The sequence below is a fragment of the Ottowia thiooxydans DSM 14619 genome, from assembly GCF_000422885.1.
Taxonomy (GTDB): domain Bacteria; phylum Pseudomonadota; class Gammaproteobacteria; order Burkholderiales; family Burkholderiaceae_C; genus Ottowia; species Ottowia thiooxydans.
Genome location: NZ_AUGX01000028.1, coordinates 1 through 24,915 on the forward strand (window position 1 = coordinate 1; position 24,915 = coordinate 24,915).

At 59.3% G+C, this 24,915-nt stretch carries 34 protein-coding genes; 21 read left to right on the forward strand and 13 right to left on the reverse strand.

Annotation, left to right across the window (positions count from 1 at the left end; genetic code table 11):
* The 14 genes from G518_RS35970 to G518_RS0119455 all read left to right on the forward strand — a co-directional run.
* Positions 1 to 331 (forward strand): EF-Tu C-terminal domain-related protein (locus G518_RS35970; RefSeq protein WP_036595351.1); only part of this gene is annotated, 331 nt, incomplete at its 5' end.
* Between the two features lie 12 nt (positions 332 to 343).
* Positions 344 to 658 carry a 30S ribosomal protein S10 gene (rpsJ, locus tag G518_RS0119395; protein ID WP_028603957.1) on the forward strand — a complete coding sequence of 105 codons (315 nt, stop codon included), beginning with the start codon at positions 344 to 346 and terminating at the stop codon, positions 656 to 658.
* 304 nt (positions 659 to 962) lie between these two features.
* Positions 963 to 1,649 (forward strand): 50S ribosomal protein L3, encoded by a 687-nt coding sequence (gene rplC, locus G518_RS0119400; protein ID WP_028603958.1) that lies wholly within the window; start codon positions 963 to 965, stop codon positions 1,647 to 1,649.
* Positions 1,649 to 2,269 carry a 50S ribosomal protein L4 gene (gene rplD / locus G518_RS0119405; RefSeq protein ID WP_028603959.1) on the forward strand — a complete coding sequence of 207 codons (621 nt, stop codon included), beginning with the start codon at positions 1,649 to 1,651 and terminating at the stop codon, positions 2,267 to 2,269. Before rplC ends, rplD begins: the two co-directional genes overlap by 1 nt.
* A complete protein-coding gene (gene rplW, locus G518_RS0119410; RefSeq protein WP_028603960.1) occupies positions 2,266 to 2,586 on the forward strand; it encodes a 50S ribosomal protein L23 in 321 nt (106 codons plus the stop codon). Before rplD ends, rplW begins: the two co-directional genes overlap by 4 nt.
* A 3-nt stretch (positions 2,587 to 2,589) precedes the next feature.
* Entirely contained in the window at positions 2,590 to 3,414 is an 825-nt protein-coding gene (gene rplB, locus G518_RS0119415; protein WP_028603961.1) for a 50S ribosomal protein L2, read from the forward strand.
* Positions 3,415 to 3,424: 10 nt separating this feature from the next.
* Positions 3,425 to 3,700, forward strand: a complete 276-nt coding sequence (rpsS, locus tag G518_RS0119420; protein ID WP_028603962.1) for a 30S ribosomal protein S19 — start codon at positions 3,425 to 3,427, stop codon at positions 3,698 to 3,700.
* 11 nt (positions 3,701 to 3,711) lie between these two features.
* Positions 3,712 to 4,041, forward strand: coding sequence for a 50S ribosomal protein L22 (gene rplV, locus G518_RS0119425; protein WP_028603963.1), 330 nt, complete (start codon positions 3,712 to 3,714; stop codon positions 4,039 to 4,041).
* A gap of 22 nt (positions 4,042 to 4,063) precedes the next feature.
* Positions 4,064 to 4,966, forward strand: a complete 903-nt coding sequence (rpsC, locus tag G518_RS0119430) for a 30S ribosomal protein S3 (protein WP_028603964.1) — start codon at positions 4,064 to 4,066, stop codon at positions 4,964 to 4,966.
* 2 nt (positions 4,967 to 4,968) lie between these two features.
* Positions 4,969 to 5,385 carry a 50S ribosomal protein L16 gene (rplP, locus tag G518_RS0119435; protein WP_028603965.1) on the forward strand — a complete coding sequence of 139 codons (417 nt, stop codon included), beginning with the start codon at positions 4,969 to 4,971 and terminating at the stop codon, positions 5,383 to 5,385.
* A gap of 16 nt (positions 5,386 to 5,401) precedes the next feature.
* Positions 5,402 to 5,599: a 50S ribosomal protein L29 gene (rpmC, locus tag G518_RS0119440; RefSeq protein ID WP_028603966.1), complete on the forward strand. Its 198-nt coding sequence runs from the start codon at positions 5,402 to 5,404 to the stop codon at positions 5,597 to 5,599.
* A gap of 10 nt (positions 5,600 to 5,609) precedes the next feature.
* Positions 5,610 to 5,879 (forward strand): 30S ribosomal protein S17, encoded by a 270-nt coding sequence (rpsQ, locus tag G518_RS0119445; RefSeq protein WP_028603967.1) that lies wholly within the window; start codon positions 5,610 to 5,612, stop codon positions 5,877 to 5,879.
* Between the two features lie 110 nt (positions 5,880 to 5,989).
* Positions 5,990 to 6,493 carry a peroxiredoxin gene (locus G518_RS0119450; protein ID WP_028603968.1) on the forward strand — a complete coding sequence of 168 codons (504 nt, stop codon included), beginning with the start codon at positions 5,990 to 5,992 and terminating at the stop codon, positions 6,491 to 6,493.
* Positions 6,494 to 6,738: 245 nt separating this feature from the next.
* Positions 6,739 to 7,233 (forward strand): peroxiredoxin family protein, encoded by a 495-nt coding sequence (locus G518_RS0119455; RefSeq protein ID WP_084652000.1) that lies wholly within the window; start codon positions 6,739 to 6,741, stop codon positions 7,231 to 7,233.
* A 94-nt stretch (positions 7,234 to 7,327) separates the two neighbouring features.
* On the opposite strand, the gene G518_RS0119460 is transcribed toward G518_RS0119455, so the two are convergent.
* Positions 7,328 to 7,783: a c-type cytochrome gene (locus G518_RS0119460; protein WP_028603970.1), complete on the reverse strand. Its 456-nt coding sequence runs from the start codon at positions 7,781 to 7,783 to the stop codon at positions 7,328 to 7,330.
* Between the two features lie 195 nt (positions 7,784 to 7,978).
* Between G518_RS0119460 and G518_RS0119465 the strand changes: the two genes are divergently transcribed.
* Complete coding sequence (locus tag G518_RS0119465; protein WP_051237061.1) at positions 7,979 to 8,653, forward strand: cytochrome b/b6 domain-containing protein; 675 nt, start codon at positions 7,979 to 7,981, stop codon at positions 8,651 to 8,653.
* 57 nt (positions 8,654 to 8,710) lie between these two features.
* Positions 8,711 to 9,193 (forward strand): GNAT family N-acetyltransferase, encoded by a 483-nt coding sequence (locus tag G518_RS0119470; RefSeq protein WP_425414296.1) that lies wholly within the window; start codon positions 8,711 to 8,713, stop codon positions 9,191 to 9,193.
* Between the two features lie 34 nt (positions 9,194 to 9,227).
* On the opposite strand, the gene G518_RS0119475 is transcribed toward G518_RS0119470, so the two are convergent.
* From G518_RS0119475 to G518_RS0119515, 9 genes are all read right to left on the reverse strand, one after another.
* A complete protein-coding gene (locus tag G518_RS0119475; protein ID WP_028603973.1) occupies positions 9,228 to 9,473 on the reverse strand; it encodes a zinc ribbon domain-containing protein in 246 nt (81 codons plus the stop codon).
* A gap of 2 nt (positions 9,474 to 9,475) precedes the next feature.
* Positions 9,476 to 10,183 carry an OmpA family protein gene (locus tag G518_RS0119480; protein WP_036595355.1) on the reverse strand — a complete coding sequence of 236 codons (708 nt, stop codon included), beginning with the start codon at positions 10,181 to 10,183 and terminating at the stop codon, positions 9,476 to 9,478.
* Entirely contained in the window at positions 10,183 to 10,809 is a 627-nt protein-coding gene (locus G518_RS35975; protein ID WP_051237063.1) for a hypothetical protein, read from the reverse strand. The genes G518_RS0119480 and G518_RS35975 overlap by 1 nt, the downstream gene beginning before the upstream one ends.
* Before the next feature lie 82 nt (positions 10,810 to 10,891).
* The gene (locus tag G518_RS0119490) at positions 10,892 to 11,293 is read right to left on the reverse strand and encodes a hypothetical protein (RefSeq protein WP_028603975.1); all 402 of its coding nucleotides are present in this window, start codon (positions 11,291 to 11,293) and stop codon (positions 10,892 to 10,894) included.
* 13 nt (positions 11,294 to 11,306) lie between these two features.
* The gene (locus G518_RS0119495; protein ID WP_245598037.1) at positions 11,307 to 12,164 is read right to left on the reverse strand and encodes an SEL1-like repeat protein; all 858 of its coding nucleotides are present in this window, start codon (positions 12,162 to 12,164) and stop codon (positions 11,307 to 11,309) included.
* Positions 12,165 to 12,168: 4 nt separating this feature from the next.
* Positions 12,169 to 13,323 carry a CsgG/HfaB family protein gene (locus tag G518_RS35980; RefSeq protein WP_245598039.1) on the reverse strand — a complete coding sequence of 385 codons (1,155 nt, stop codon included), beginning with the start codon at positions 13,321 to 13,323 and terminating at the stop codon, positions 12,169 to 12,171.
* Between the two features lie 15 nt (positions 13,324 to 13,338).
* Positions 13,339 to 13,797 carry a hypothetical protein gene (locus G518_RS0119505; protein ID WP_028603977.1) on the reverse strand — a complete coding sequence of 153 codons (459 nt, stop codon included), beginning with the start codon at positions 13,795 to 13,797 and terminating at the stop codon, positions 13,339 to 13,341.
* Positions 13,798 to 13,857: 60 nt separating this feature from the next.
* The gene (locus tag G518_RS0119510; protein ID WP_245598041.1) at positions 13,858 to 17,430 is read right to left on the reverse strand and encodes a beta strand repeat-containing protein; all 3,573 of its coding nucleotides are present in this window, start codon (positions 17,428 to 17,430) and stop codon (positions 13,858 to 13,860) included.
* Between the two features lie 225 nt (positions 17,431 to 17,655).
* Positions 17,656 to 18,015: a hypothetical protein gene (locus G518_RS0119515; protein WP_028603979.1), complete on the reverse strand. Its 360-nt coding sequence runs from the start codon at positions 18,013 to 18,015 to the stop codon at positions 17,656 to 17,658.
* A gap of 424 nt (positions 18,016 to 18,439) precedes the next feature.
* Here G518_RS0119515 and G518_RS0119520 point away from each other — a divergent pair, with 424 nt between their 5' ends.
* The gene (locus G518_RS0119520; RefSeq protein WP_036595357.1) at positions 18,440 to 19,024 is read left to right on the forward strand and encodes a hypothetical protein; all 585 of its coding nucleotides are present in this window, start codon (positions 18,440 to 18,442) and stop codon (positions 19,022 to 19,024) included.
* Positions 19,025 to 19,180: 156 nt separating this feature from the next.
* Here the strand turns inward: G518_RS0119520 and G518_RS0119525 are convergent, their stop codons facing one another.
* Positions 19,181 to 20,416 carry a CaiB/BaiF CoA transferase family protein gene (locus G518_RS0119525; RefSeq protein WP_028603981.1) on the reverse strand — a complete coding sequence of 412 codons (1,236 nt, stop codon included), beginning with the start codon at positions 20,414 to 20,416 and terminating at the stop codon, positions 19,181 to 19,183.
* Between the two features lie 62 nt (positions 20,417 to 20,478).
* Between G518_RS0119525 and G518_RS0119530 the strand changes: the two genes are divergently transcribed.
* The 4 genes from G518_RS0119530 (at position 20,479) to ptsP (ending at position 23,665) form a co-directional block, all read left to right on the forward strand.
* Positions 20,479 to 21,036: a hypothetical protein gene (locus tag G518_RS0119530; protein WP_245598043.1), complete on the forward strand. Its 558-nt coding sequence runs from the start codon at positions 20,479 to 20,481 to the stop codon at positions 21,034 to 21,036.
* A 179-nt stretch (positions 21,037 to 21,215) separates the two neighbouring features.
* Positions 21,216 to 21,665, forward strand: a complete 450-nt coding sequence (locus G518_RS0119535) for a PTS sugar transporter subunit IIA (protein ID WP_028603983.1) — start codon at positions 21,216 to 21,218, stop codon at positions 21,663 to 21,665.
* On the forward strand, positions 21,634 to 21,903 hold the full coding sequence (locus G518_RS0119540; RefSeq protein ID WP_028603984.1) for an HPr family phosphocarrier protein: 270 nt from the start codon (positions 21,634 to 21,636) through the stop codon (positions 21,901 to 21,903). Before G518_RS0119535 ends, G518_RS0119540 begins: the two co-directional genes overlap by 32 nt.
* A gap of 13 nt (positions 21,904 to 21,916) precedes the next feature.
* Positions 21,917 to 23,665 (forward strand): phosphoenolpyruvate--protein phosphotransferase, encoded by a 1,749-nt coding sequence (gene ptsP / locus G518_RS0119545; protein ID WP_028603985.1) that lies wholly within the window; start codon positions 21,917 to 21,919, stop codon positions 23,663 to 23,665.
* Positions 23,666 to 23,691: 26 nt separating this feature from the next.
* Here the strand turns inward: ptsP and G518_RS41080 are convergent, their stop codons facing one another.
* The gene (locus G518_RS41080; RefSeq protein ID WP_245598044.1) at positions 23,692 to 24,288 is read right to left on the reverse strand and encodes an IS630 family transposase; all 597 of its coding nucleotides are present in this window, start codon (positions 24,286 to 24,288) and stop codon (positions 23,692 to 23,694) included.
* The gene (locus tag G518_RS35985) at positions 24,216 to 24,764 is read right to left on the reverse strand and encodes a helix-turn-helix domain-containing protein (protein WP_051237065.1); all 549 of its coding nucleotides are present in this window, start codon (positions 24,762 to 24,764) and stop codon (positions 24,216 to 24,218) included. Before G518_RS35985 ends, G518_RS41080 begins: the two co-directional genes overlap by 73 nt.
* Between the last annotated feature and the right edge of the window lie 151 nt (positions 24,765 to 24,915).

A 24,915-nucleotide genomic window follows, 5' to 3' on the forward strand; every position in this document is an offset into this window, starting at 1 on the left:
AGACGTTGAGCGCGGCCAAGTGCTGTGCAAGCCAGGCTCGATCAAGCCACACACGCAATTCACCGGCGAAGTGTATGTGCTGAGCAAAGACGAAGGTGGCCGTCATACGCCTTTCTTCAACAACTACCGTCCCCAGTTTTACTTCCGTACGACGGATGTGACCGGCTCCATCGAACTGCCAGAAGGCAAAGAAATGGTGATGCCAGGTGACAACGTGAGCATCACGGTCAAACTGATTGCTCCAATCGCCATGGAAGAAGGCTTGCGCTTCGCTATCCGTGAAGGCGGTCGTACCGTTGGCGCTGGCGTGGTTGCCAAAATCATTGCTTAAGGCGGGCGAATCATGGCTACAAAACAAAAAATCCGCATTCGTCTAAAAGCATTCGATTACAAGCTGATCGACCAATCAGCCGCTGAGATCGTTGACACTGCCAAGCGCACCGGCGCTGTGGTCAAAGGCCCAGTGCCGCTGCCCACACGCATGAAGCGTTTCGACATCCTGCGTTCGCCACACGTCAATAAGACCAGCCGCGACCAGTTCGAAATCCGTACGCACCAACGTCTGATGGATATCGTTGACCCGACAGACAAGACTGTGGACGCGCTGATGAAGCTCGATCTGCCAGCTGGCGTGGACGTCGAGATCAAACTGCAATAAACCGCAGTTCTCGAGCGACGAAGAAATTCCCTCTGCTTTGCCGAACGCTACCTCAGAGGGCGCTCGGCAAAAGCAAGCAGGGATAGTTGGGGGCTGACGGCTAGCTAACAAAGCAACGCTGTCAGCCCCCAACTACATATGGCTTGCTGAAATTCCAAGCCCTCGCTATAATCGCAGGCTTGCCCTTTTTCCCTGGTTCGGAAGAATTAGAAGAAAACGGAGCAAGTTCTATTTCAACCCTTCTTTCATATACCAAACGCGCAAGCCAATTGCAGCAGGCGCGGTGAAAGTACTGGAGCAATAAATGAGTCAAGGCAATCGATTGGGGTTGCTGGGGCGCAAGGTGGGCATGATGCGTCTGTTCACTGATGACGGCGATGCAGTGCCTGTCACAGTGGTAGATGTGTCAAACAACCGCGTCACCCAGGTCAAAACCCAGGAAAACGATGGCTACGTGGCCTTGCAGGTCACGTTTGGTGCACGCAAAGCTTCGCGCGTTACCAAGCCAGAAGCCGGTCACCTCGCGAAAGCGGGCGTGGAAGCCGGTGAAATTCTCCGTGAATTCCGCGTCGAGAGCGATGTTGCAGGCAAATACGCCGCTGGCAATACCGTTCCCGTGACCGATGTGTTCAGCGCTGGCCAAAAGGTCGACGTTCAAGGCACTTCTATCGGTAAGGGCTTCGCCGGTACTATCAAACGTCACAACTTCAAGTCGCAGCGCGCATCGCACGGTAACAGCCGTTCGCACAACGTGCCAGGCTCGATTTCGATGGCGCAGGATCCCGGTCGTGTGTTCCCCGGTAAGAAAATGACCGGCCACATGGGCGATGAAACCGTGACCACGCAAAACCTCGATGTCGTTCGTGTAGACGAAGCGCGTCAGTTGTTGCTGATCAAAGGCGCTGTGCCTGGTTCGCGTGGCGGTTTCGTCATTGTGCATCCAGCCATCAAAGGCCAGCCAAAGGCGGCCGCGAAGGAAGGGGCTAAGTAATGCAGCTTGAATTCCTAAACGACCAAGGTCTGGCGGCGTCCAAAGTGGATGCGCCTGAGACTGTCTTCGGCCGCGATTACAACGAATCGCTGATTCATCAACTCGTGGTGGCTTATCAAGCCAATGCGCGCCAAGGTACCCGCGCGCAAAAAGACCGCGAGCAGGTCAAGCACTCCACCAGGAAGCCTTTCCGGCAAAAAGGTACGGGTAACGCCCGTGCTGGTATGACGTCCTCGCCTCTGTGGCGTGGGGGCGGTCGGATTTTCCCGAACAGCCCTGACGAAAACTTCAGCCAGAAAATCAACAAGAAGATGTATCGCGCCGGCATGGCGTCCATCTTCTCGCAACTGGTGCGTGAAGGCCGTCTGGCCGTGGTTGAGTCGATCAAGGTCGACTCGCCTAAGACCAAAGCCCTGGCTGACAAGCTCAAGGCTATGAAGCTTGATTCCGTGCTGGTGATCTCCGACGAAGTCGATGAAAACCTGTACTTGGCTTCGCGCAACCTCGGTAATGTGCTGGTCATTGAGCCGCGCTACGCCGATCCGGTGTCTCTGGTGCACTACAAGAAGGTGCTCGTTACCAAGGGCGCCATCGACAAGCTCAAGGAGATGTTCGCATGAGCACCGCCGCCAAAAAATACGATGAAGGCCGGTTGATGCAAGTGCTCTTGGCACCCATCATCTCGGAAAAAGCCACCATGGTGGCTGAGAAATCCAATGCAGTTACTTTCAAAGTGCTGCAAAACGCGACCAAGCCTGAGATCAAAGCTGCTGTTGAGCTGCTGTTCAAGGTTGAGGTTAAAGGCGTTTCCGTGGTCAATACCAAGGGCAAGACAAAACGATTCGGCCGCAGCGTCGGTCGTCGCGATAACGTGCGCAAAGCGTACGTCATGCTCAAGGAAGGCCAGGAGTTGAATCTTTCTGGGGAGGCCGCGTAAGTCATGGCTGTCATCAAGATTAAACCGACTTCCCCTGGCCGTCGCGGTCAGGTCAAAGTCACTCGTGATCACCTGCACAAAGGTGAAGGCTACGCCCCGCTGCTGGAACCACAATTCCAGAAAGCCGGCCGTAACAACAACGGTCACATCACTACGCGCCATCGTGGCGGCGGTCATCGCCATCATTACCGCGTTGTCGATTTCCGTCGCAACAAGGACGGTATTCCTGCCAAGGTCGAGCGTATTGAATACGATCCAAACCGCTCAGCGCACCTGGCATTGGTTTGCTACGCTGATGGCGAGCGCCGCTACATCATCGCTCCTCGCGGTGTTGAAGTTGGAAGCCAGCTGATGAGCGGTTCTGAAGCGCCTATCCGCGCTGGCAACACGCTGCCAATCCGCAACATCCCAGTGGGTTCCACAATCCACTGCATCGAGCTCAAGGCAGGTGCTGGTGCTCAGATCGTTCGCTCGGCTGGTACTTCCGCTACGCTGCTGGCGCGCGAAGGTACTTACGCTCAGGTGCGTATGCGCTCTGGCGAAGTCCGCAAGATTCATATCGAGTGCCGCGCCACGATTGGCGAAGTTGCCAACGAAGAGCACAGCCTGCGCCGTTTGGGCAAGGCCGGTGTCAAGCGCTGGATGGGTATTCGCCCAACGGTTCGCGGCGTTGCCATGAACCCGGTCGATCACCCGCACGGTGGTGGTGAAGGTCGCACTGGTGAAGGCCGCGCGCCTGTCGATCCATGGGGCAACCTGACCAAGGGCTATCGCACTCGCAACAACAAGCGCACCCAGGTAATGGTTGTGTCGCGTCGCAAGAAATAAGGACTAACAAATGACTCGCTCTCTCAAAAAGGGTCCGTTTGTTGACCATCATCTGCTGGCCAAGGTCGACAAGGCCGTGGCCACTAAAGACAAGAAGCCCGTCAAGACCTGGTCGCGTCGCTCGATGATCTTGCCCGATTTCATCGGCCTGACCATTGCTGTGCACAACGGCAAGCAGCACGTGCCTGTGTACGTGACTGACCAGATGGTTGGCCACAAGTTGGGTGAATTTGCCCTGACGCGTACCTTCAAAGGTCACGCGGCGGACAAAAAAGCCAAGAAATAAGGAGAAGACTCATGGAAACACGTGCAGTCCTTCGTGGCGTACGCCTGTCGGTCGACAAAGGCCGTCTGGTAGCCGACCTGATCCGCGGTAAAAAAGTGGACCAGGCCCTGAACATCCTCAACTTCACACAGAAGAAGGCAGCGCCTATCGTGCGCAAGGTGCTCGAGTCGGCAGTTGCCAACGCCGAGCACAACGATGGCGCAGACATTGACGAACTCCGCGTCAAGACGATCTACGTCGAGCAAGGCACGACGCTCAAGCGTTCAGCCGCCCGCGCCAAAGGCCGTGGTGCCCGCCTGTCGAAGCCCACGTGCCATGTGTACGTGACGGTCGGCTACTGATACGGAAAGCCCGAGAAATACTATGGGACAGAAAATCCATCCTACCGGTTTTCGGCTTTCCGTTAGCCGTAACTGGTCCAGCCGCTGGTACGCCAAAGACCGTGACTTCGCCGGCATGCTGGCTGAAGACATCAAGGTTCGCGAGTACCTGAAGGCCAAGCTGAAGAACGCCGCTGTGTCGCGCGTTCTGATCGAGCGTCCTGCCAAGAACGCCCGCATCACCATTTTCTCGGCTCGTCCGGGTGTGGTGATCGGTAAAAAAGGCGAGGACATCGAAAAGCTCAAGAAAGACTTGGCAGACAAGTTGGGCGTGCCAGTGGCCGTCAACATCGAAGAAGTGCGCAAGCCTGAAGTCGATGCCCAACTGATTGCTGACTCGATCACACAGCAGCTCGAAAAGCGGATCGTGTTCCGCCGCGCCATGAAGCGCGCCATGCAGAACGCCATGCGTCTGGGTGCTCAAGGCATCAAGATCATGTCTGCTGGCCGTCTGAACGGCATCGAGATCGCTCGTACCGAGTGGTATCGGGAAGGCCGTGTGCCACTGCACACATTGCGCGCTGACATCGATTACGGTACCAGCGAAGCCAAGACCACCTACGGCATCATCGGTGTCAAGGTCTGGGTCTACAAAGGCGACACACTTGGCCGCAACGACGCGCCTTCACTGGACAGCACTCCACGCCCAGAAGGCGAAGAGCGTCGCGGTCCACGTGGTCCACGTCGTGACGGTCGCGGTGGCCCTGGTGGTGACCGTGCAGGTGCAGGCCGTGGTGCTCCCCGCCGTGCTGGTGGTAGCAACGCAGCTCCAGCCGATGGAAGCGACAAACCCGCTGAGGCCGCAGGGGCCGACGCTAAATCCGCCGTTAAGCGCGTTCGCAAAGCCGCGCCAGCTGCAGCAGCTGACGGCGCTAAAGGAGAGTAAACATGCTGCAACCTGCACGCAGAAAATACCGCAAGGAGCAGAAAGGCCGTAACACCGGTATCGCCACTCGTGGCAATACCGTGGCCTTTGGCGACTTCGGTCTGAAATCTACCGACCGCGGCCGCCTCACGGCGCGCCAGATCGAGTCCGCACGCCGCGCGATTTCGCGCCATGTGAAGCGTGGTGGCCGTATCTGGATCCGCGTGTTCCCAGACAAGCCGATTTCTACCAAGCCGGCTGAAGTCCGGATGGGTAACGGTAAGGGTAACCCTGAGTATTACGTGGCTGAAATCCAGCCAGGTAAAGTGCTGTACGAAATCGTCGGCGTGCCTGAAGCGTTGGCTCGTGAAGCGTTCCAGCTGGCTGCCGCCAAGCTGCCACTGCGCACGACCTTCGTGACACGCATGATTGGCCAGTAAGCGAGGAACATAGAAAATGAAAACCGCTGAACTGCGCCAAAAAGACGTCGCCGGCCTGCAAGCTGAAGTCAAGGACCTGCAAAAGGCCCACTTCAACCTGCGTATGCAAAAGGCCACGCAGCAACTGAATAACACCAGCCAGCTGCGTTCGACCCGCCGCGCGATTGCTCGCGCTAAGACCCTGATTGCTGAAAAGCAGTCAGCCGCCAAATAAGGACGTGACCATGACGGAAGCCAAAACATCCCTCAAGCGCACGCTGGTCGGCAAGGTCGTCAGCGACAAGCGCGCTAAGACCGTAACGGTGCTGATCGAGCGCCGCGTGAAGCACCCGATCTATGACAAGATCTTGATGCGCACCAGCAAGTACCACGCTCATGACGAAAATGGCGAGTACAAACTGGGCGACGTGATTGAAATCACCGAAAGCCGTCCGCTGTCCAAGACTAAAAACTGGGTAGCGACACGACTGGTGCAAAAAGCCTCCGTGGTGTAAGAACCCGCTCGGGCACCAAGCCTACTTTTCCGCGTTCTGCGCGTGAAAGTGAAAAGCGACTCACAATTGTGAGTCGCTTTTTTTTGTCTTTTTATAAGGAGATTCGTTCCATGATCAAAGTTGGAGACACCCTGCCTGCCGTCACCTTGACTGAGTATTCTGAAGTCGAAGGCAATGGCTGCAGCATCGGCCCCAATCCGGTAGAAGTGGCTTCCGCCGCTGCCGGCAAGACCGTCGCCGTTTTTGCTGTTCCCGGTGCTTTTACCCCTACCTGCTCTGCCAAGCATGTCCCTGGCTATCTTGAAAACGCCGACGCACTCAAAGCGGCTGGTGTGGACGAGATCTGGTGCTTGTCCGTGAACGACGCGTTTGTCATGGGCGCCTGGGCGCGTGATCAGAAGGCAGGGGGAAAAATCCGTTTCCTCGCCGACGGTAGCGGCGAATTCGCCAAGGCGACGGGCCTGACCCTGGATTTGACCGGTCGCGGCATGGGCGTGCGCAGTAATCGCTATTCCATGCTGGTCAAAGATGGAAAGGTGAGCACGCTCAATGTGGAAGGACCTGGCAAGTTTGAAGTCAGCGACGGCGCCACCATGCTGGCCCAAGCCAAATAAATTGCCGAGGCACCCTGACCACTCTGTTAACTCATGGCGGTCAGAGTCCCGGAATTGATAATAGCTTTGTGTTCTGCACTCTTTCAGTGACAGGTGGATAACTCCTGTAAGGGCGGTACGCCCAAGGCACGAAGTTTGTGAACTTGCAGGGGCAAAACCAGTCTATCTTGGGTCTGCGACCGTCGCCGGTTGCGGGGGCCTGCGCCGCGCCAAAAGCTTATTGGTCCTACAATCCGGGAATAGCCATGAAACTCGCTGTTAGAACACTTCTTGTTGCTGGGACGACCGCTGTCTTGTTGACGCTGGCAGGTTGTGCCAAAGACACTGCGCCAGCATCCACTTTTGTGCTGCTGGACGGCAGCCGTACCACGACGCAAGACTTCAAGGGTAAGGTGACCCTGGTCAATTTCTGGGCTACCAGCTGCACCACATGCGTGGCCGAGATGCCGCAGATCGTCTCCACCTACGACAAGTTCAAATCACGCGGTTACGAAACCCTGGCTGTAGCCATGGCGTACGACCCGCCGAACTACGTGGTCAACTTCGCCGAGACCCGCAAACTGCCTTTCAAGGTGGCTATCGATAACACGGGTGCGGTGGCCCAGGCATGGGGCGAAGTCAAGTTGACGCCCACGACCTATATCGTCAACAAAAAAGGCGAGATCGTGAAGCGGTATGTGGGCGCGCCCAATTTTCCCGAGCTTCACCAGCTGATCGAGAAGCTTCTGGCAGAAGCCTGACGACCGCCTGGAGCGCTTGGCGTTCCAGGCTCATTAGCCAGAGCGCATCGCAGGCAGGGCGCCAGGCGTCTGCAGCGCCCGACACCTACCGGAATCAACGCTTGCGGAAGTCGTCGTGGCAGGCTTTGCAGCTTTGCGCCGCAGGGCCGAAGGCGCCTTTGAGGTTGTCCAGGTTGCCGGTTTTGGCTGCAGCAGCGACCTTGGTCACCTCGGCTTGCATCTTGTCGCTCAGTTCCTTGAACTTGGCCTGTTCTTTCCAGATTTCCGGTTTTGCCGCATTGGGGCGGCCAGCGTCCGTTCCCGCGCCAAACGCGTGCCATGGCAGTTTGGACGCCAGAGCCACAACATCCGCATCCATGGAAGCGGCAGCGGCGTCAAACGGAATCCGGCCTTGAACCATGCCGCCCAAATGGCCAAAGTGATTGCCGAGCAGAGTAAAGGCGGCCTGGCGATATTTGATCGCATCTTCGGGTTTAGCGAACTGAGCGCTGGCGGGCATGGCCAGGCTGATGGCGCCGAACGCCAAAACAATCGATATCAGCTTTTTCATCGTGGTTCTTTCTTTGGTGTGGGGAAATCGAAAAAGGAAATTCTGCGCGTGATGCTGCCGGCCGTGAAGCTACTACACTGCAGTCCATGGCGATGCGCCCTTCCGGAGCATATCTTGCCTGAACTCCAATAATAATTCCGTACGGCGTGCGCTCATTTGCACGTTCGGTGCTCGAACCCCACGAAATCGTCCATCATGAAAACCACCCGCATCTGGGACCTCCCTACCCGAATATTCCACTGGCTCCTGGCGGCCGCGGTCATAGGGCTTGTGATCTCCGGCAAGGTGGGCGGCAATGCGATGAACTGGCACATTCGCTTGGGCTACGTGGTGTTCGCGCTGCTGGTATTTCGCGTGATTTGGGGCCTGGTGGGCGGTCATTGGTCCAGGTTTGCCTCTTTTTTCCCCACGCCCGCCCGCCTGGGCCGTTACTTCCGTGGAAAACCTCTGGCCCAAGACACCGCAGGCCATACCCCGCTTGGTGCGCTTTCCGTGTTTGCCATGCTGCTCGTGCTGGGCGCGCAAGTCGCAAGCGGCTTGGTCTCTGATGACGAGATCGCCTTTTCCGGGCCCTTGACCGCCCTGGTGTCTGGCGACACGGTCAATCTGGCCACGGGCTACCACAAGGATTGGGGGCAACTTCTGGTCATTGGCTTGATCGCCCTGCACATCGTGGCAGTCTTGATCTACTGGATCATCAAGAAGAACAATCTCATCAAGCCCATGCTGGCAGGTGACAAGACGCTTGCTTCGGAAGTGGTGGCGACACGGGATTCCGCCAAGACGCGTTTGGTGGCATTGGCGGTGCTTCTAGTGGCGGTAGCCATCGTTTATACGGTGATTGGTTTGGCCAGTCCTGCGCTAAACTGAAGCTGAGACTATATTTCGCGCCACGCGCGTACCACTGCATTGGATACTCCACCTCCTATAGAAATCGTCGTCGCCCACACGCCCGAGCAAATCAAGGTCATTGGCGAGTTGTTTGAAGAGTACGCATCGGGCCTTCAGGTCGATCTGGACTTTCAGGGCTTCAAAACAGAGCTGGCGCAGTTGCCTGGCGTGTATGCTGAGCCCAGAGGCGTCTTGCTGCTGGCGCTGGTCGATGGAGAAGCGGCAGGGTGTTGTGCGCTGTCTCCACTAGACGATGTGGATTACAGCAACGCCTCGGAAATGAAACGCCTGTACGTCCGCAAGGCATTCAGAGGCTTCGGACTAGGGCGGCAACTCGCCGAGGCCATTCTGGAGGCGGCAGATCGCCTGGGCTATGCAAACGTGCTGCTCGACACACTAAGCGACATGGAAGCCGCAAGAGCCTTGTACGAGGAACTGGGTTTCGTGGAAATCCCGCCCTACTATCACAACCCGGTGGCGGGGGCGCACTATCTCAAGGTGGATTTGACCGGCTGCTGAGTCTGGTGGTGCAGCCCGCCAATGAGCGCCCGCGTTATTTTCCGGTGAACATGAAGTAGGCAAGCACGCAGACGGCCAGTGCCACGATGAGGCGAGCCAGCCACGGCGTGACCAACCAGGCTCCGAGCACGCCCAGCGCGGTGGTCCATACGCGTGGAGATTGGAGGGCGTTTGCGCTCTGGCCATTCGCGTTGAGTCTTTGTGGATGGCCACAGGAGGGGCAAGCGGTAGCTTGAGTGGAAATGGTGTGCCCGCACTCCGGGCATTGGATCAGTGCCATGGTCAGTTTTTTTGTCCCGCTTCGATCAGAATCTGCACCCGCCGGTTGAGTTGCCGGCCCTCTGGGTTGTCCTTGCCGTCTTTCGTCTGGTTTGCAGCAACCGGCTCACGCCGCCCTAATCCCTGGGTGGCCGCCTTGCGCCCTGTGCGTTCCTGAAGCGCCAATGCCACGGTCAGCGCCCTGCGTTGGGACAGGCGATCATTGTAGGCGTCGCTTCCTTTCGCGTCCGTATGCCCCCGAACGAGCAGTGGCGCGGCCGGGTAGCCCTGAATCAACTCGGCCGCCTGGTCCAGAGAAGAGCCTGCGTCGGCGCGGAGTTCGAATTTGTCGAAATCGAAGAGAACATCGGCTGGCAAGTCAATCGAGATGGCCTTCGACGGCGTGGGCTGCGCCTTCAGTTCCTTAAGCAACGCGCGCGTTCGCTCCAGTCGCTCGGGTGGCACCTCGGCCGTCCGCAAAAGAGTATCAGGAACCGCCGTGGACTTGAGCGACGTTGAAGGATAGCCGGGGCTCAAATCGTCAGGCGTCTGCTGGCGCCGGAGGCTGGTTTGCGGCGCGTTCGCGGCAGGTGCCAGCCGGGACGGTTCTCCAGACAGTGCGCGATTGGAGCGGGTGATGTCCGTGGCACCTGCGGCGGAACCTGCCAGCACGGTGCCCACCATCAGCCCGGCAAGACATGCAGACCGAAGGTGGCGCACGCGGCGATGCATCAGCCCCCCTGCAGCGGCAGGTCCATCGTCAGGCCCGGCGCGACGATGTTGTCATCCGGATTGCCTTCATTGAATACCAGGCGCAGGGTGCGCGCTGAGGCCGGTACAGCCCCCATGAACACCAGCCGGCCGTCCAGCGTTTCGCCAGTATGGACGGAAAGATTGCGGTTGTCCTGCGGACGCTTGATCTGCAAGCGGGCACCGTTCTCCACTTCGAGGAACGTGTCCGTGAGGGCCATCATGGTGCTGTTGGTGATTCGGTTGGAAAACGAAATGCTCACATCCAGGACTGTGGCGTCGGTACCAATCTCTATGTTCTTCACACGAACCGTGGCACCGGCAGCTGAAACCCCCTGAACACTCAGCGCCATTTTCTTGGGTTCGGTAGCGACCAGGGATGAGACGCCGGACTGCGGCGTGGCCTGCGGCGCGGCCACCGGCGCGGGCTCCGCAGTTGCAGGAGCAGCAGGAACGGTAGGGGCGGCGGCAGGTGGGTTCGCCGAGGCCGGGACTTGGGCATAAGGTGCCTCTGCAGGCCTGTCTTTGCAGCCAGCCAACAGGACGCCCAGTACCAGTGCGCACGCCGCGAGTGCGCCAGATCCATGATTGGCTTTTCTGATCTTCATTGTGGTGACTCCTCGAAATGGCATGAATGGATGCTTCCGTCCGATGGGGTGCGCCCTCATGGGCTGCAACGTGCTGAGTGAATTATCTGATCGTGATGCTGTTGATCTGGACAGGCGCTTGCCTGGACCCACCGTGCGGGACGGGACAGTCGATATCTTTGGGGGAGACCACATTTCCATCCTGAATGATCACGGTTCGCCCCTTGAGGCTTGCACCATCGATGTTCACGCTGTTGACAGACCCAGATCCGCCGCCTGCACAGCGCACGCCCGAGACCGAGTTGCCTGTGATTTCGATCCGGTTGCCGGACTGCTTGGGCACCGAGGCCTGGCCAGCAGGACTCGAACCGGGCGTGGTGCCCGCGGCCTGGGCGCCGCTGGCATGCGCCACCCCAAACAGCAATCCCGCACAGAGTACCCGCCACCTGAGTGGCCCACGGGAATTGACAGCAGCAAACTTGGGAGTGTGTGGATGCAGGTTCATTGGTCAGGGCGCCCTAAGGCGTACGAGGTGCAGGAACACCGGGTAGAACGGTTCCCGGGGTGGAGCCTCCGCTGCCAGTGGGCGGCGGCATGGGCGCGTGTGGCAAACCGGGCACCCGGTTGTCCGCCCTGGGCAGGAGCTGCGCCGGGCTCGTCCCTGGCTCCAACGTGGGCGCCTGTCCGTCCTCGCGCCTGATCTGCTGCGTCAACTGGGTCGCAAAGCGTTCTGCCAGCGCCATCTCTTCCACCGCCATTTCATCGCCCAGTTCGTTGATGATGGACAGTACGTCGGCCTTGGCTCCGGCACCCGGCAGCGACATTCGCTGCGCCAGCCTTGCATAGCCCAAGGCTTTGACGTTGTCCCTGGGTACGCCCGCGCCGGCGCGGTTCATTTCCGACAGGCGTTGCATGGCTTGCGGATCGCCCCGGACTGCGGCCATCAGGTACCAGCGATAAGCCTGGCCCATGTCGCTGAAGCCGGACCTGGGATTGCGATAGGCATCTCCGACGAACGACAGAAGGCCCGGGTTCTGCGTGGTGATGGCCTCAGTCTTGAGCCGCTCCAATTCATTGCGATAGATGGGCGCCTGACATCCAGCGTCGACAATGCCTCGCTTGAGCGCGTCATTGCAGTTCTCAATGAACCGCGCCGCGGTGGACGAGTTGACCTGCTGTGGCGCTTGTGGCGATGGCGTCGCCTGAGCCTGGGTGGCTTGTGACTGGATGGCCTGCGCCTGGGAAGGTGCGGTGGCTGTTTGAGCCAGTGCCCATGAAGGCAGCGCCAGCGCGATGGCCGCCAGGGCTGCCAACGCACCACCACGACCTGCTTTTACTGACAGGCCTGGCAAGCGATCATGAGTGTGTTCGCTCATGCGCTCATCCTTCCTTGGTCGCGGCAACTGCCTGAACCGGCACGCCTGCCTTGGCCTCCCGCGGCAGCAGAGTTCCATCCCAGGCCATGGGCACGCCAAAGAATAGAGGCTCGAAGCCTTTCCATTGCATGACATCGACGGTCCCCAAGTCCGAATAGCGTTCCGAAAACACCTTCTGCAGAGCTTCCTGTGTGGGCGCATCCAGCTGCTGTGTCACTTGCAAGGGCTGGCCATACTTGCGCAAGGTCACCTGTATGAGGCCGAGCTTGAGTTCAGGCGTCAGGGACTCATAGGCAGATCTCATGTTGTTGACCACCACCGGATCGGGTTGACCGCCCGGAATGCAGCGCCAGTAAGGCGTGTTGGTAGCCTTGCCGATCAGTTCCAGAACACTGAGGTCCACCAGAGTGCGAATGGCTGAATGTCTGCCTTGCAGGTACTTTCCCTCCAGCTTGAATCCGAATGCATCACCATAAAAGCCAATGCTCGCGTTGTCTTCGGAACTGAAGTTGAGCACCTTGATGGCGTTCGAGGCCTGAATGCGCGGCACCATCTGCTGCGTGGAAAAACTCACCAGATTCAGGTCCAGCGCGAGTGCAGAGAAGATCGCTGTGCGCTTGATGTCCCCGCCAAGCTCGACCTTGCCTTTGCCACCCCCAAACTGCAGGCCAAGCGAGTTCGAGCGGCCTGCGCCAGAAATGGCGCGGTCAAACTCCGTCAGCGCTCCTGTGATCAGGAAGTCCGGCATGGTGACCCCGAATTTGGCTCCTAACTGTGCTTGAGACACCAGATAGTCGGGGTGATAGGGCACATAGACCACGCGTGCGCCAATGCGGTTGACGGCAGTGCGCACCATCTCGGTAATGTCGCCCGGAATCTCTGCGCCCACCAGCGGATTGGACAGGTTGGTTGCATCCATGATGCTGCGTGTCTGCATGTAGATGACAGGATCGCCATCCTTGTAGATGTCCAGCATCTGGCCAAACCGCAAGAGCGATTGCGCATACGGACTCAGATTGGCCACAGGCTGCAGTTTGTCGCCCTCCCTTTCTGCCATCAGCTTGGTCGCATCGCTGAGCGCGTTTTCCGTAGTGGCACACCCCATCAAGGACGCTGCAGCCAGTGCCAGCGCCACCCTCCGAATAATCTTTTTATGCATAGGTCTGGTCGAGTTTCAGCGTGGAGAATTCAACACCGTGATGTTTTCGACGCCTCTTCCTTCGACGAAGAGAGTGACGCTGCCGTTCACGTTGCCCTGAATCACGGGACTGGCGATGCGCAGGCTGCCGTCGGTGCCCCGCCTCACATCTGAATAGTCCGTACGGATCACGATGTTCTGCTGGTTGTCCGGCAGCTTCAGGGTGCCATCGGGCTGCACGAGCGCGCTTTGATCCACCAGCGAATTCCTGGAGATGGCGTGGTTCACCCGCGCCTTGGCACTCACCGATGGAAACACACCGTCATTCAGGCGCACGCCCGACTGCGACTGGTCCTTGTAGCTGGACAGTTGCTCGCCGTAATTCACCATTTGCGCCTGAGCACTCAGGGCGCACCATGCGAGTGCGCAACTCACGCCAAGGCATCGGATCGTGTTCCGGACGGCGCCGTTTGATTCAGAGGTCTGGTCTCTCATTTCATTGCCCTTTCTTTGAAATGCGGAAAAAAGCGGTTGACTCTTGATTCGCACATGCTACTAGTTGCTGATGACGTTGAATGCAGGCACCACGGTCACTGAGTTGTTCACCACGCCCATCGACGGTGTGGAATACGTGTAGCCAGGGTTGGATGCATAGGCCGCGTTGCCTGCGACCCCGGCCGAGCCCACGATGGCGCCGCCCATGTTGCGCACGCTGCCTGAAGTGATTCCCGCTGCCGCTGCGGTCCGGTTGCCCACGATGGCCACTTTGCCGGTGATCACGCCGTGATTGATGACCGAGTTGGAGGTGCCTCCCGACATGGAGCGCCCTTCATTGCCGGAGATCACCACGTTGCCGCTCATGACGCCGCGGTTGACCAGCGAATTCACCGTGCCGCCCATGGTGGCAGTACCTCTGTTGGCTGAGATGAGAACCTGGCCGCTCAATTGGCCGCGGTTGTCCACACTGTTGACCAGACCGCCGCCCGAGGCTCTGCCTTCGTTGCCGATCAGGGCGATCCTGGCGCCAGTGATGCTGCCTGAATTCTTCACGCTGTTCACGGTCCCGCCCTGGCTGGTGCTTCCGGTGTTGTCGATGATGGAGATCTGGCTGCTTCTGATGGGTCCGTTGCCGGTGATGCTGTTGACCGTTCCACCGCCTGAGACGTTCCCGCGGTTGTTGAGCAGGGCCAGTTGCGACCCGGCGATGTTTCCGCTCACGGCCACGCTGTTGGCGGTGCCTTTGTCTGCACTGCCACTGTTGCCAAGTATGGTGATGTTGCCGCCTGAAATCTGGCCCTCGCCAATCACGCTGTTGATGACTCCACCGCGGCTGGCCGTACCCTGGTTGCCCAGCACCGTGATCTGGCTGCCGCGCAAACTGTCCTTCACATCGACGCTGTTGGCCGTGCCTGCATCGGCGCGTCCCCGGTTGACAGCCATGTTGACGGAAGAGTCGGATATGCGAGCTCGTTTCCTGGTCCGCACGCTGTTGATGATCCCGTCTTCTGACGAGGCCTGCGCGCTGCCCTGGTTGCCCGTCATCTGCACCGATAGATTGGTCATCTCTCCCTCGGCGTGGATACTGTTCACCAACGCAGTGCGACCACCGTCGGCGCGCGTCTGCTCCGCCGTGTTGGTGGCAAGCGTGGCGGTCAAGCGTTCGAGGCGTCCTTCGTCACCCTGCGTAATGCTGTTGGCCGATGCCAGCCCTTCTGTGGCGGAGACGCTGTTGGCAGTGTTGCCGATCAATTGCAAGCTGGCCCTGCGCATGGCGGACAGCACTTGAACAGTGTTGGCATTGGCCTGGCCGACCCCTCTGCCGAAAGCCGCGAATCCGGCGACGGTTCCTTCGGTGCCTTCGCTGTGCAAGCCGCCAGCTGTATTGCCGATCAGACTGGCGGTGCTGTTTTCTATGCTGCCGCGGCCGTTGATGGACACCGAGTTGGCATTGATGCGGCCGCCCTGGGCGTTCAACTGACGCGCGGTATTGCTCACGATCTGCAAGGGGGTGTCGGTCAGGCGGTTGGGTTCGGACCCGTCCAGGTACAAACTGTTGGCGGCCAGCACGCCATTGCTGTTGGATCCCACGCCCGCCACCTGAGAGCTTCCACCAGTGGCCCGAATGTCATCGCCTCTGTTGTTCAGGATAGTGACCGGGCTGGCATGAATTCGCGCCCCGCGGTACGCCGCCAGCGCATTGACCAATGCCGTGCCGCCGTCGACATGCACCTGGCGGGCATCGTTCAGCCCGATCAGCCAGTTGGAAGACTCGTCGATTCTGGCGTCATCATGCAGCACCAGCGCGTTGGCTGCAGCCCGAGCACGGCTGTCACTTCGTGCCAGGCCTGCGACAGCAGAGCTTGACTTGGCGGCGGAGCTCAGGTCGCTGGCGGTGTTGTTCACCAAGGTTCCGGACGCCGATAACTGGGAGCTGGCGCCCCCGCCATCTTCCAAAGAGATGCTGTTGGCCATCAGGATGCCTCCCCTGGCGGCCAGGTTGGTGGCCTGGTTGCCTGTGAAAGTGAGGCTTTTGGCGTCCATCTGGGAGCCGGTGACGGCCAGCGCATTGGCCAACGCAGCAGATTGCTGCCCGGCAGAATAGAGCAGGCCGCCGCCCGCCTGAGCGGCATAGCCGGTCGACTGCACTTGCTGTGCGCGGTTGTTCAGGAAAGTCACCGTGGACTTCTGAATGCGCCCTTCGCTGACGGTGGCCGAGTTGGCGCTGGCGAAACCGCCGGTGCCCGTAATGCCACGCCCTTCGTTGGACTGTAGATAAAGTGTGCTCTGGTCCAGAGTGGATTGACGATCGATCGCTACCGAGTTGCTGAGCGCACGGCCATTGCGGTCGACTGAGGCCACGATACCCGCCCCGATGCTGCCCGAAGCGCCCGTCGTGCGCACCTGCTCCGATCGGTTGCCATCGAGCTGTATGGAGCCTCCGTTGACGGTGGCTTCGTCAATCCAGATGCTGTTGGCCGATGCCGCCCCGCCAGTTGCCACCACATCTACCGCGCGGTTGTTGGCCAGCGAATGGGTGGGCGCTTGTGCCAGCTGTCCTTTCTGCACGGAAATCGCGTTGGCCAGGGCCGACGCCGACATTCGGACATCGGCCAGTGCACCACCCAAAATGCTGCCTTCGCCACCGAAGGCCTGCACGTTGGTGGCGGTATTGCTGCGCAGATGGGCGGTGTATCCTGCGCCGCCGGTCAACTGATGTTCGGTGAAGCTGATGCTGTTGGCGAGCGCGCTGCCCCCCGTGGAAGTCAGTTGAGAGGCCGTGTTGTCTGACAGGCTCAACCTGGCGCCTGCAAGCCCGCTGGAGGTAACCGCTACCGTGTTGGCTGCCGCCACCCCGGTGAGATCCACTTGCGCCAGCATGCCGCGGCCCAGCCCTGAACTGCCGCCCCCTGCACGAATATCTGTAGCGCGATTGCCTGAGCTCTGGATCTGCGTGTTGCGCAACTGGCTCTGCGCACCTGTCAGGGCATTGGCCAGTGCCGCCCCCCCCATGGAGACAATGCCGTCCGCCTGGTTTCGTGTGAGGGTGGTTTGAGAGTCGTGCACTTCAGTGGCGTCCAGCAGCACGCTGTTGGCTGTGGCCCTGCCCGGCAATTGCAGTGAACCGGTGCCCAGCAACACAGAGGACTTGGCACCGAATGCGTCTATCTGCGAAGCCTGGTTGTTCATTACCGTGAGGCGGCTTGACGACAGAGGCTTTCTTCCGGAGCCGCTGGCCGTGAGAACCATGTTGGCCGTAGCGGCACCGCCGAGCGCATTCACCAGGCCCGTGACCTGGTTGTTCAGAACCTGCAACTGAGTGCTGCGTACCGACATCGAAGAAATCCCGATACCGTTGGCCTGCGCCGTGCCCGCCAGATCGACACTCATGCCGATATTGGCCAGCGCCGAACCCTTACCTCCAGAGGAGGTCACGGGTCCCTGCGACGTATTGCCCTGAACCCGCACCTGTGAGGAGCTGTCCATTTCCGTGCCGGCGCTGTTCTTGTGCCAACCGAGGCCGCCCAGCATGGATTCCTGGGCACTCACGCCCTGCGTCCAGGAAGCCATGGCCGCGGTGACGACTGCCCAGGCAAGCCAATTCGGTGGTGGCGTTAGCGTCTTGCGCACTCGAAATTCCCCTGATACAAAAAAAACGTCCCCGGCGACTTCTGGCGCAGCGAGGGCTCTTGTCTCCAGGGTATAGGCCGAGGCTTTGGCTCTCGGCCCGGAGACACCAGCAAAACCCCGGCCCTCATTTCGGCTGGGGCGTGTCAATCGCACGCTTGGCGAACTGCTTGCACTTGGACTGATGTGTTCAGGCGGACCGGATGGCTGACCTGGTTCACCATGGCCTTAGTTGATGTTCACGGAGTTCACGTTGGCCGTGCCGCCGATGGCGTTGATATTTTTGGCTTCGTTGTTCATCAGGGTGATCTCCGAGTCCCTGATCTTGGAGCCGGTGATGTTCACGGTGTTGACGTTGGCCACGCCTTCCATGGAGACCTCGGCGACCTTGATGCCTGCCTTGCCGCCGCCGGCTGTCACATCTGTGGCCTTGTTGCCCGACAGGATGATCTTGCTGTTGGTGATTTCCGAGCCAGCTGACCCTTTGCCAGAGAACAGGCCGGGAATCGTGACGTTGCCATTTTGGGCAAATGCCGTGCCGCAGGTCAATGCGAGAACGGTGATGGCGGCTGTAGCAATTTTTCGCATAATCGTGATCCTTCGAGGTTGGAGGTTGAAAACTGAAAGAGAATTGCAGCCGCATTCGGCTTGCGGAAGTGATTCTCGTCAACAGCTGGCATGGTGTACGTAAAGAAAAGTTCCGTAAGTAATCTGACACAGCCGCGTCATAAAATCATTTTTTCACGGCAATCCTTGCTGTAAAGCTATAATATTAATAGCGTAGCGTGTCTGCATCAGCTGAATTTAGGTAAACATGCTTACGATAGGAATCAATTGAAATCAAATGAGAGGTTTAAATAAATTTGGTAACTTTTAAATATTCTTAGTCTATTTGGGAATTTATCTCTGAGCTTATATGATTCACTGAAAAGCTAATTTTCAATATTCACAAGTGCGGAGATCCATGCATATTGCATTCACAAAACTGAGATATTTATTGAATATAGGAGTCATGGTTTCAGCTGCCGGCGTGCTGAGTGCATGCTCACCTGGTTCCTCTGATGGACGGAACATCACCTATCCGAGTGACGGACAGATCAGTGCCGCTCTGGATGCGCAGTTAGCCGGTGACCCTAATAGTGCTTCCGCGCGTGAATTGATACAGTCTCTGGGAGGCGAGAAGGGCAAGCTGAAGTATTCCATCCAGCAGGTGATCTATCGCGAACCTGCTTTTGAGGTTCACTATGACGCCGCTCTTGTCATGGCCCAGGCCGGTGAGCAGAGTCTGGAGGCGCTCTATTCGCGCATGATCCCCGAGGAGGTGAGAGCCAAGCTGCCGAATTCGACGCTGGCTGCCTACACCGATTGGCTCAACAACCACGCGCAGGAGCTTCTGAAAGACCCCGCCCAGAAAGCGCAGGGCGCCGCGCTGACCAGCACCATGACTGCTCTGGGCAAGTGTTACGGTGGCGTCAAACCCGGCGAAGAAGTTGTCGTGATGAAAGGTCTCGGAGCGCATCTTCTGCCTGAGCGCAAAGGGCTGTTTGCAGAAAAGCTTGCCATGCCGAATGCGACTGTGAACTGCCTGCCGATCTGAGCGAGCCTGCGCCGCGCGGCCCTGTTTCGTTGTTTCTAGCGCACCGAGAGTTTGCCAGGGCTATCGCTGGCAGGCCCCCCCGGCCCTGGATTCGGCTGTTTCTCTGGGCCGCCAAGCTTCCAGGAAATATCAGCTGCCAGAACCCTGCCCGTGAGTTCAGATTACCCCTTGGTCCCGCAACTGATGCATGCGCTTTGCATCGCAATCGAGCAGCTGTTGCAACACTTGCTCGGTATGCTCTCCCAGCAGAGGAGGCGGCAGATCGGTGCGGACCGGGGTCTTCTCCAGCTTCAACGGGCTGCTGACCAGGGGCAAGTCCCCACGCAGCGGGTGTTTCCAGTGGGTGACCATGCCGCGTGCCTGAATGTGGGGGTCGGCAAACACTTCAGCCAGGTTGTTGATCGCACCGCATGGCACCTTGGCGGCTTCCAGCGCCCCCAACCAGTCGGCTTTGGCGCGGGTCTTCATGATCTCTGTCAGAACGGGCACCAGCTCGGCCCGGTGCCGCACTCGGTCCTGGTTGCGGACATAACGCGGATCAGTGGCAAGGTCTGGCCGGCCTGCCACTTGGCAAAACTTGGCATACTGGCCGTCGTTGCCCACCGCCAGGATGATGTGGTCCGCACTGCCGTCGGCCTTGGACGCGACTTCGAAGACCTGGTAGGGCACGATGTTCTGATGGGCATTGCCCATTCTTCCAGGCGGCTTGCCGCTCACCAGGTAGGTGGCGCCCAGGTTGGCCAACATCGCTGCCTGGGTATCGAGCAGGGCCATGTCGATAAACTGGCCCTCGCCGTGGCGTTCGGCATGACGCAGTGCCGCCAGAATGCCGACCGTGGCGTACATGCCGGTAAAGAGGTCCGACACCGCAACGCCCACTTTCTGCGGGCCTCCGCCCAAGTCGTCTCGCTCGCCAGTCACGCTCATGAGGCCCCCCATGCCCTGGATGGCATAGTCGTATCCAGCGCGGTCGGAATACGGCCCTGTCTGGCCAAAACCAGTGAGGCTGCAATACACCAGGCGCGGGTTGATGCCCTTCAGGGTCTCGTAGTCGAGCCCATAGCGAGCCATGTCGCCGACCTTGAAATTTTCTATGAAGACGTCGCAGTGCTGGATCAGCTCCCGGATCAGCGCCTGGCCTTCAGGTTTGGCGATATCGCACGTGACGGAGCGCTTGTTGCGGTTGGCGCCAAGATAGTAGGCCGCCTCCTGAGATTCCTTGCCATCGTCTCCCGTCAGGAAGGGCGGCCCCCAGGTGCGCGTATCGTCGCCGGTGCCAGGCCGTTCGATCTTGATGACGTCAGCCCCTAAATCTGCCAAAGTTTGCGTGCACCAGGGGCCAGCCAGAACACGTGAAAGGTCGAGAACGCGAATGCCGTCGAGTGAATTCATTCCGCCATTGTGCACGCACATTCCAGACTGAGTGAAGACTCAGGGCATCGATAATCCACACCATGTCTTTGATTTTTATGCGTACTCCCCGGAACCGATGGACGGGCATACTTTTGTTGGCCCTGCTGAGTGCGGCCTGTAGCCCAACCCTGAATTGGCGGGACGCGCGCCTGGGCGATTCTGCGGTGGTGGCACTGCTGCCCTGCGAACCGGATCACGCGCAGCGCATCGTGCCGCTGGGAGGGGTGCCCAGGAATTTGACCATGGCAGGGTGCGAAGCCGGGGGAGCCACTTTTGCAGTCATGCTGGCCGAAGCACCCGCATCGCAGGCCAACGAGCTCCTGGCAGGCTGGCGCAGCGCAACATTGGCTAATATGAAGGCCGAGGACGTTCAAAAGCAGCCTTTCCTGCCGCGTGGAGCGCTCGCCTTGCCAGAATCGGTGCGTATCTCGGCCCGCGGTCATCGTGCAGGCGGGGAGGCAGTGCAGGCGCAAGCAGTCTGGCTGTCACGGATTGGCCCGGGCGGCCAAAATGCGCAGCTTGTGCACTTGGTGATGTATTCAGAGCGTCCCATGCCCGAAGCTGCAGATACGTTCTTCAGCGGCCTCAAGCTTCAATGACACGCACGCACGCACGCACGCACGCACGCACGCACGCATGCCGGCGGAAGTTGCTTTTTCCCAATGGCGCATGAAGTCTTGCCGTATCTGCTCGCACACGGCGGATAATCAGGTTCCATGAGTCACGTGCTTTCCTTCATCTTGCCTTTCAGCCGCTACGGTCGGCGCCCGGCCCCGGCATGAACGGCATTCTGTTGATTGCGCACTCGCCGCTGGCCAGTGCCCTGCGGCAATGTGCTCTCCACGTATTTCCTGACGCGGAGTCCAGCATTGCCGCGCTGGACGTGCACCCCAATACACCACCTGATGAGACGCTGGCCGCCGCGCGCCTTATGCTGGAGCAGCTTCAAACCAAAAGTACACTGGTTCTGTCCGACGTGTTCGGCGCGACGCCCTGCAATGTGGCGCAACGACTGGTGGAAGGCAGCCCCAGTGTGCGGCTGATGGTTGGCGTCAACCTACCCATGTTGCTGCGTGCCGTGTGTTACCGCCAGGAGCCCTTAGATGCGCTGGTGGTACGCGCACAAGCCGGCGGCACGCAGGGCATCATGTCTGTGGCGACCACAGCACCGCAGAACCAGCCCCGAAGAGCAACCAATGATCAAGAACGATACGACCATCAGCAATAAGCTCGGCCTGCATGCCCGGGCCTCGGCCAAACTAACCAAGCTTGCAGGCAGTTTTCCTTGTGAAGTATGGCTTTCCAAGGGCGAACGCCGTGTCAACGCCAAGAGCATCATGGGTGTGATGATGCTCGCAGCCGGCGTGGGCAGTGTCATCACTGTGGAAACCGACGGCGCGCAGGAGCAGGAAGCGATGGACGCCTTGCTGGCGTTGATAGCCGATAAATTCGGCGAAGGACAATGACGGAGAGCAACAGATGACCTTTGCCGTCCATGGTCTGGCCGTTGCCCGTGGCATTGCCATTGGGCGGGCGGTACTGGTGGCCTCCAGTCGGGTGGATGTCACGCACTACTTCATCCAGGCAGATCAGATCAAAAGCGAGTTGAAGCGACTTGGCGTGGCGCGCGATGCCGTGATCGAGGAGCTGCAGCGCTTGCAAACCGACATGCCCAAGGACGCGCCGGTAGAGTTGGCGGCGGTGCTCGACGTGCATCTGATGCTGCTGCAAGACGAGACGCTGGTCGCAGGCGTGCGTCAGTGGGTGACGGAGCGACTCTATAACGCCGAATGGGCTCTGACGACGCAACTGGACATCATCTCCCGCCAGTTTGACGAGATGGAAGATTCGTACTTGCGAGAGCGCAAGGCAGATCTTGAGCAGGTGGTCGAGCGCGTGCTGCGGTATCTGAAGGGCGCGGCGCAGCCGGTGGCGGCACCGCCACCGCGCGCACCGCGTCAGCAGGATCTGTTGCTGGACGACACGCTGGATGTACCCCTGGTGCTCGTGGCACATGATTTGTCGCCAGCCGACATGCTGCAGTTCAAGAAGAGCCTGTTTGCCGGCTTTGTGACCGATGTGGGCGGCAAGACCAGCCACACCGCCATCGTGGCGCGCAGCATGGATATTCCCGCTGTGGTGGGCGCGCGCTCAGCCAGCTATCTGGTGCGCCAGGACGACTGGGTGGTCATTGACGGCGACGCCGGGGTGATGATTGTCGACCCTTCGCCCATCATCCTGGCGGAATATGGATTCAAGCAGCGCCAGGGCGAACTGGAGCGCGGCCGCCTGGCGCGCCTGAAGAACACGCCATCGGTCACGCTGGACGGCCAGAAGGTGGAACTGCTGGTCAATATCGAACAACCAGAGGACACTGCCGGCGCACTGGCGGTAGGGGCGGTGGGGGTAGGACTCTTCCGCAGCGAATTCCTGTTCATGGGCCGTGAAGGCCGCTTGCCAGACGAAGAAGAGCAGTACCAGGCCTATCGGCAGGCCGTGGAAGGCATGAACGGTATGCCGGTGACCATTCGCACGGTGGACGTCGGGGCCGACAAGCCCCTGGATAGCCGCCATGATGCGGCCCACCTCAACCCCGCACTGGGGCTGCGAGCCATCCGCTGGAGCCTGTCCGAGCCAGCCATGTTCCTGTCGCAGCTGCGTGCCATCCTGCGAGCGGCGGCGCACGGCCAGGTGCACCTGCTGATCCCGATGTTGGCGCATGCCAACGAAATTCGACAGACGCTGGAGCTGATCGAGAGAGCGCGCGAGCAGCTCGACAAGCGGGGAGAAGTCCATGGGCCCATGAAGATTGGCGCCATGATCGAAGTGCCCGCCGCTGCCATGAGCTTGCCGCTGTTTTTCAAGTATTTCGACTTCCTGTCCATCGGTACCAATGATCTGATCCAGTACACGCTGGCCATTGATCGCGCCGACGAGTCTGTCGCGCATCTGTACGACCAGTTGCATCCGGCAGTGTTGCGCCTGGTGGCGAATACGATCGCCGCTGGCCAGGAAAAAGGCCGGCCGGTGAGCGTATGCGGCGAAATGGCGGGTGATCCCACCATGACCCGTTTGCTGCTGGGTTTGGGGCTGCGCAGCTTTTCCATGCACCCGTCGCAAATCCTTGCGGTCAAACAGGAAATTCTGCGCGCCGATGCCGGCAAACTGCAAGCTTGGGCGCAAGCGGTGCTGGAAAGCGAAGAGCCGTCGACGCTGCTGCTGGAGTAAGGGGCTTCCAGCTTATTATTCCATTTCTAATTCACAAGTGAATTTAAGAAGGCATCCCTGATCCAAGGCCAAGACACGATGGAGCGGACGGTGCTGGGGTTTTCTTCCAGAGTCTTCAGCGCCAGTTCGAGTTGATCTTCCAAGGCCTCAAGACTGTTGAAAGCCCGGTTGTGGAAGAACTTCTCGCGCAGTTCATCCCAGACATGCTCGATCGGATTGAGCTCCGGTGCATACGCGGGTAATTTGAGCAGCAAGATGTTGTGTGGCGCCTTGAGTGCATCGCTGCGATGCCATCCCGCCCCGTCGATGACCATCACGATGTGCTTGTCGCGATGGCGTGCGGCGACTTCATCGAGAAACACCTGCATGCACTCGGTGTTCACGTGCGGCAAGATCAGACTGTCGAGCTCACCGGTGCACACATCCACTGCTCCGTAAGCGTACGTGTATTCATGCGTCAGCATGCCTTGGCACAGTGGGCGCACCGGCCTTGGCGCCCAGCACCGACGCACGTCCGAGATACGCCCAAAACGCGCCTCGTCCTGGAACATCAGCTTGAAGTCTTTGCCTTGGGCCCAGCCTTGCTTGATTTCGGCGAGCGTTTCGGGGAGTTTTTTTTCCACGCCTGCTGCGCTTGAGGATCGCTTTGTGGATGACGCTTGTCTGGACTCAGCTTTCTCCAACCGTGACGGTGCAGCAAGTTGTAGGCCGATGCCAGCGCGACTTTGCGACCCAGGCGCTCATCTAGCGCGGCCTTGATCTGCCCCACCACCAGTACCCCGCCCAGTGCTGCTTGCTCAAGAAACGGCGCCAGAAACTCGCGCTCTTGCTCCTCGCTCATGTTCTGGCGCTTTCGCCCACCGGGGCCAGGCGCATCGGCGGCTCCGGCAATCTGGCCTTGCATGAAGCGCCTGCGCAATTGGCAGGCCCAGCCAGGCGAGACACCCAGCACCTGAGCCGTCTGATGCAAGCTCAGCCCACAGTCCAAAGGCAGCACCACTGACTGCGCCTGGCGTAGCTGCTCGATAGTCTTGGCTGCCCCAATGGCCTCGCGGGCCATCACCAACACCGCTTCATCTCCACTGGGTGGACGTGACATCACTCTCTCCATCGGTTGGAATGGTGAGATATTAATACATTAATGAAATGGAAATGGAATTAGGTAAAAACGAACTGAGCGACATGTCGTCGCTCAGTTCATGGGTAAAAGTCTGAGGTTTAATTTTGTCAGGGCGCCCAGCCGTGCAGCG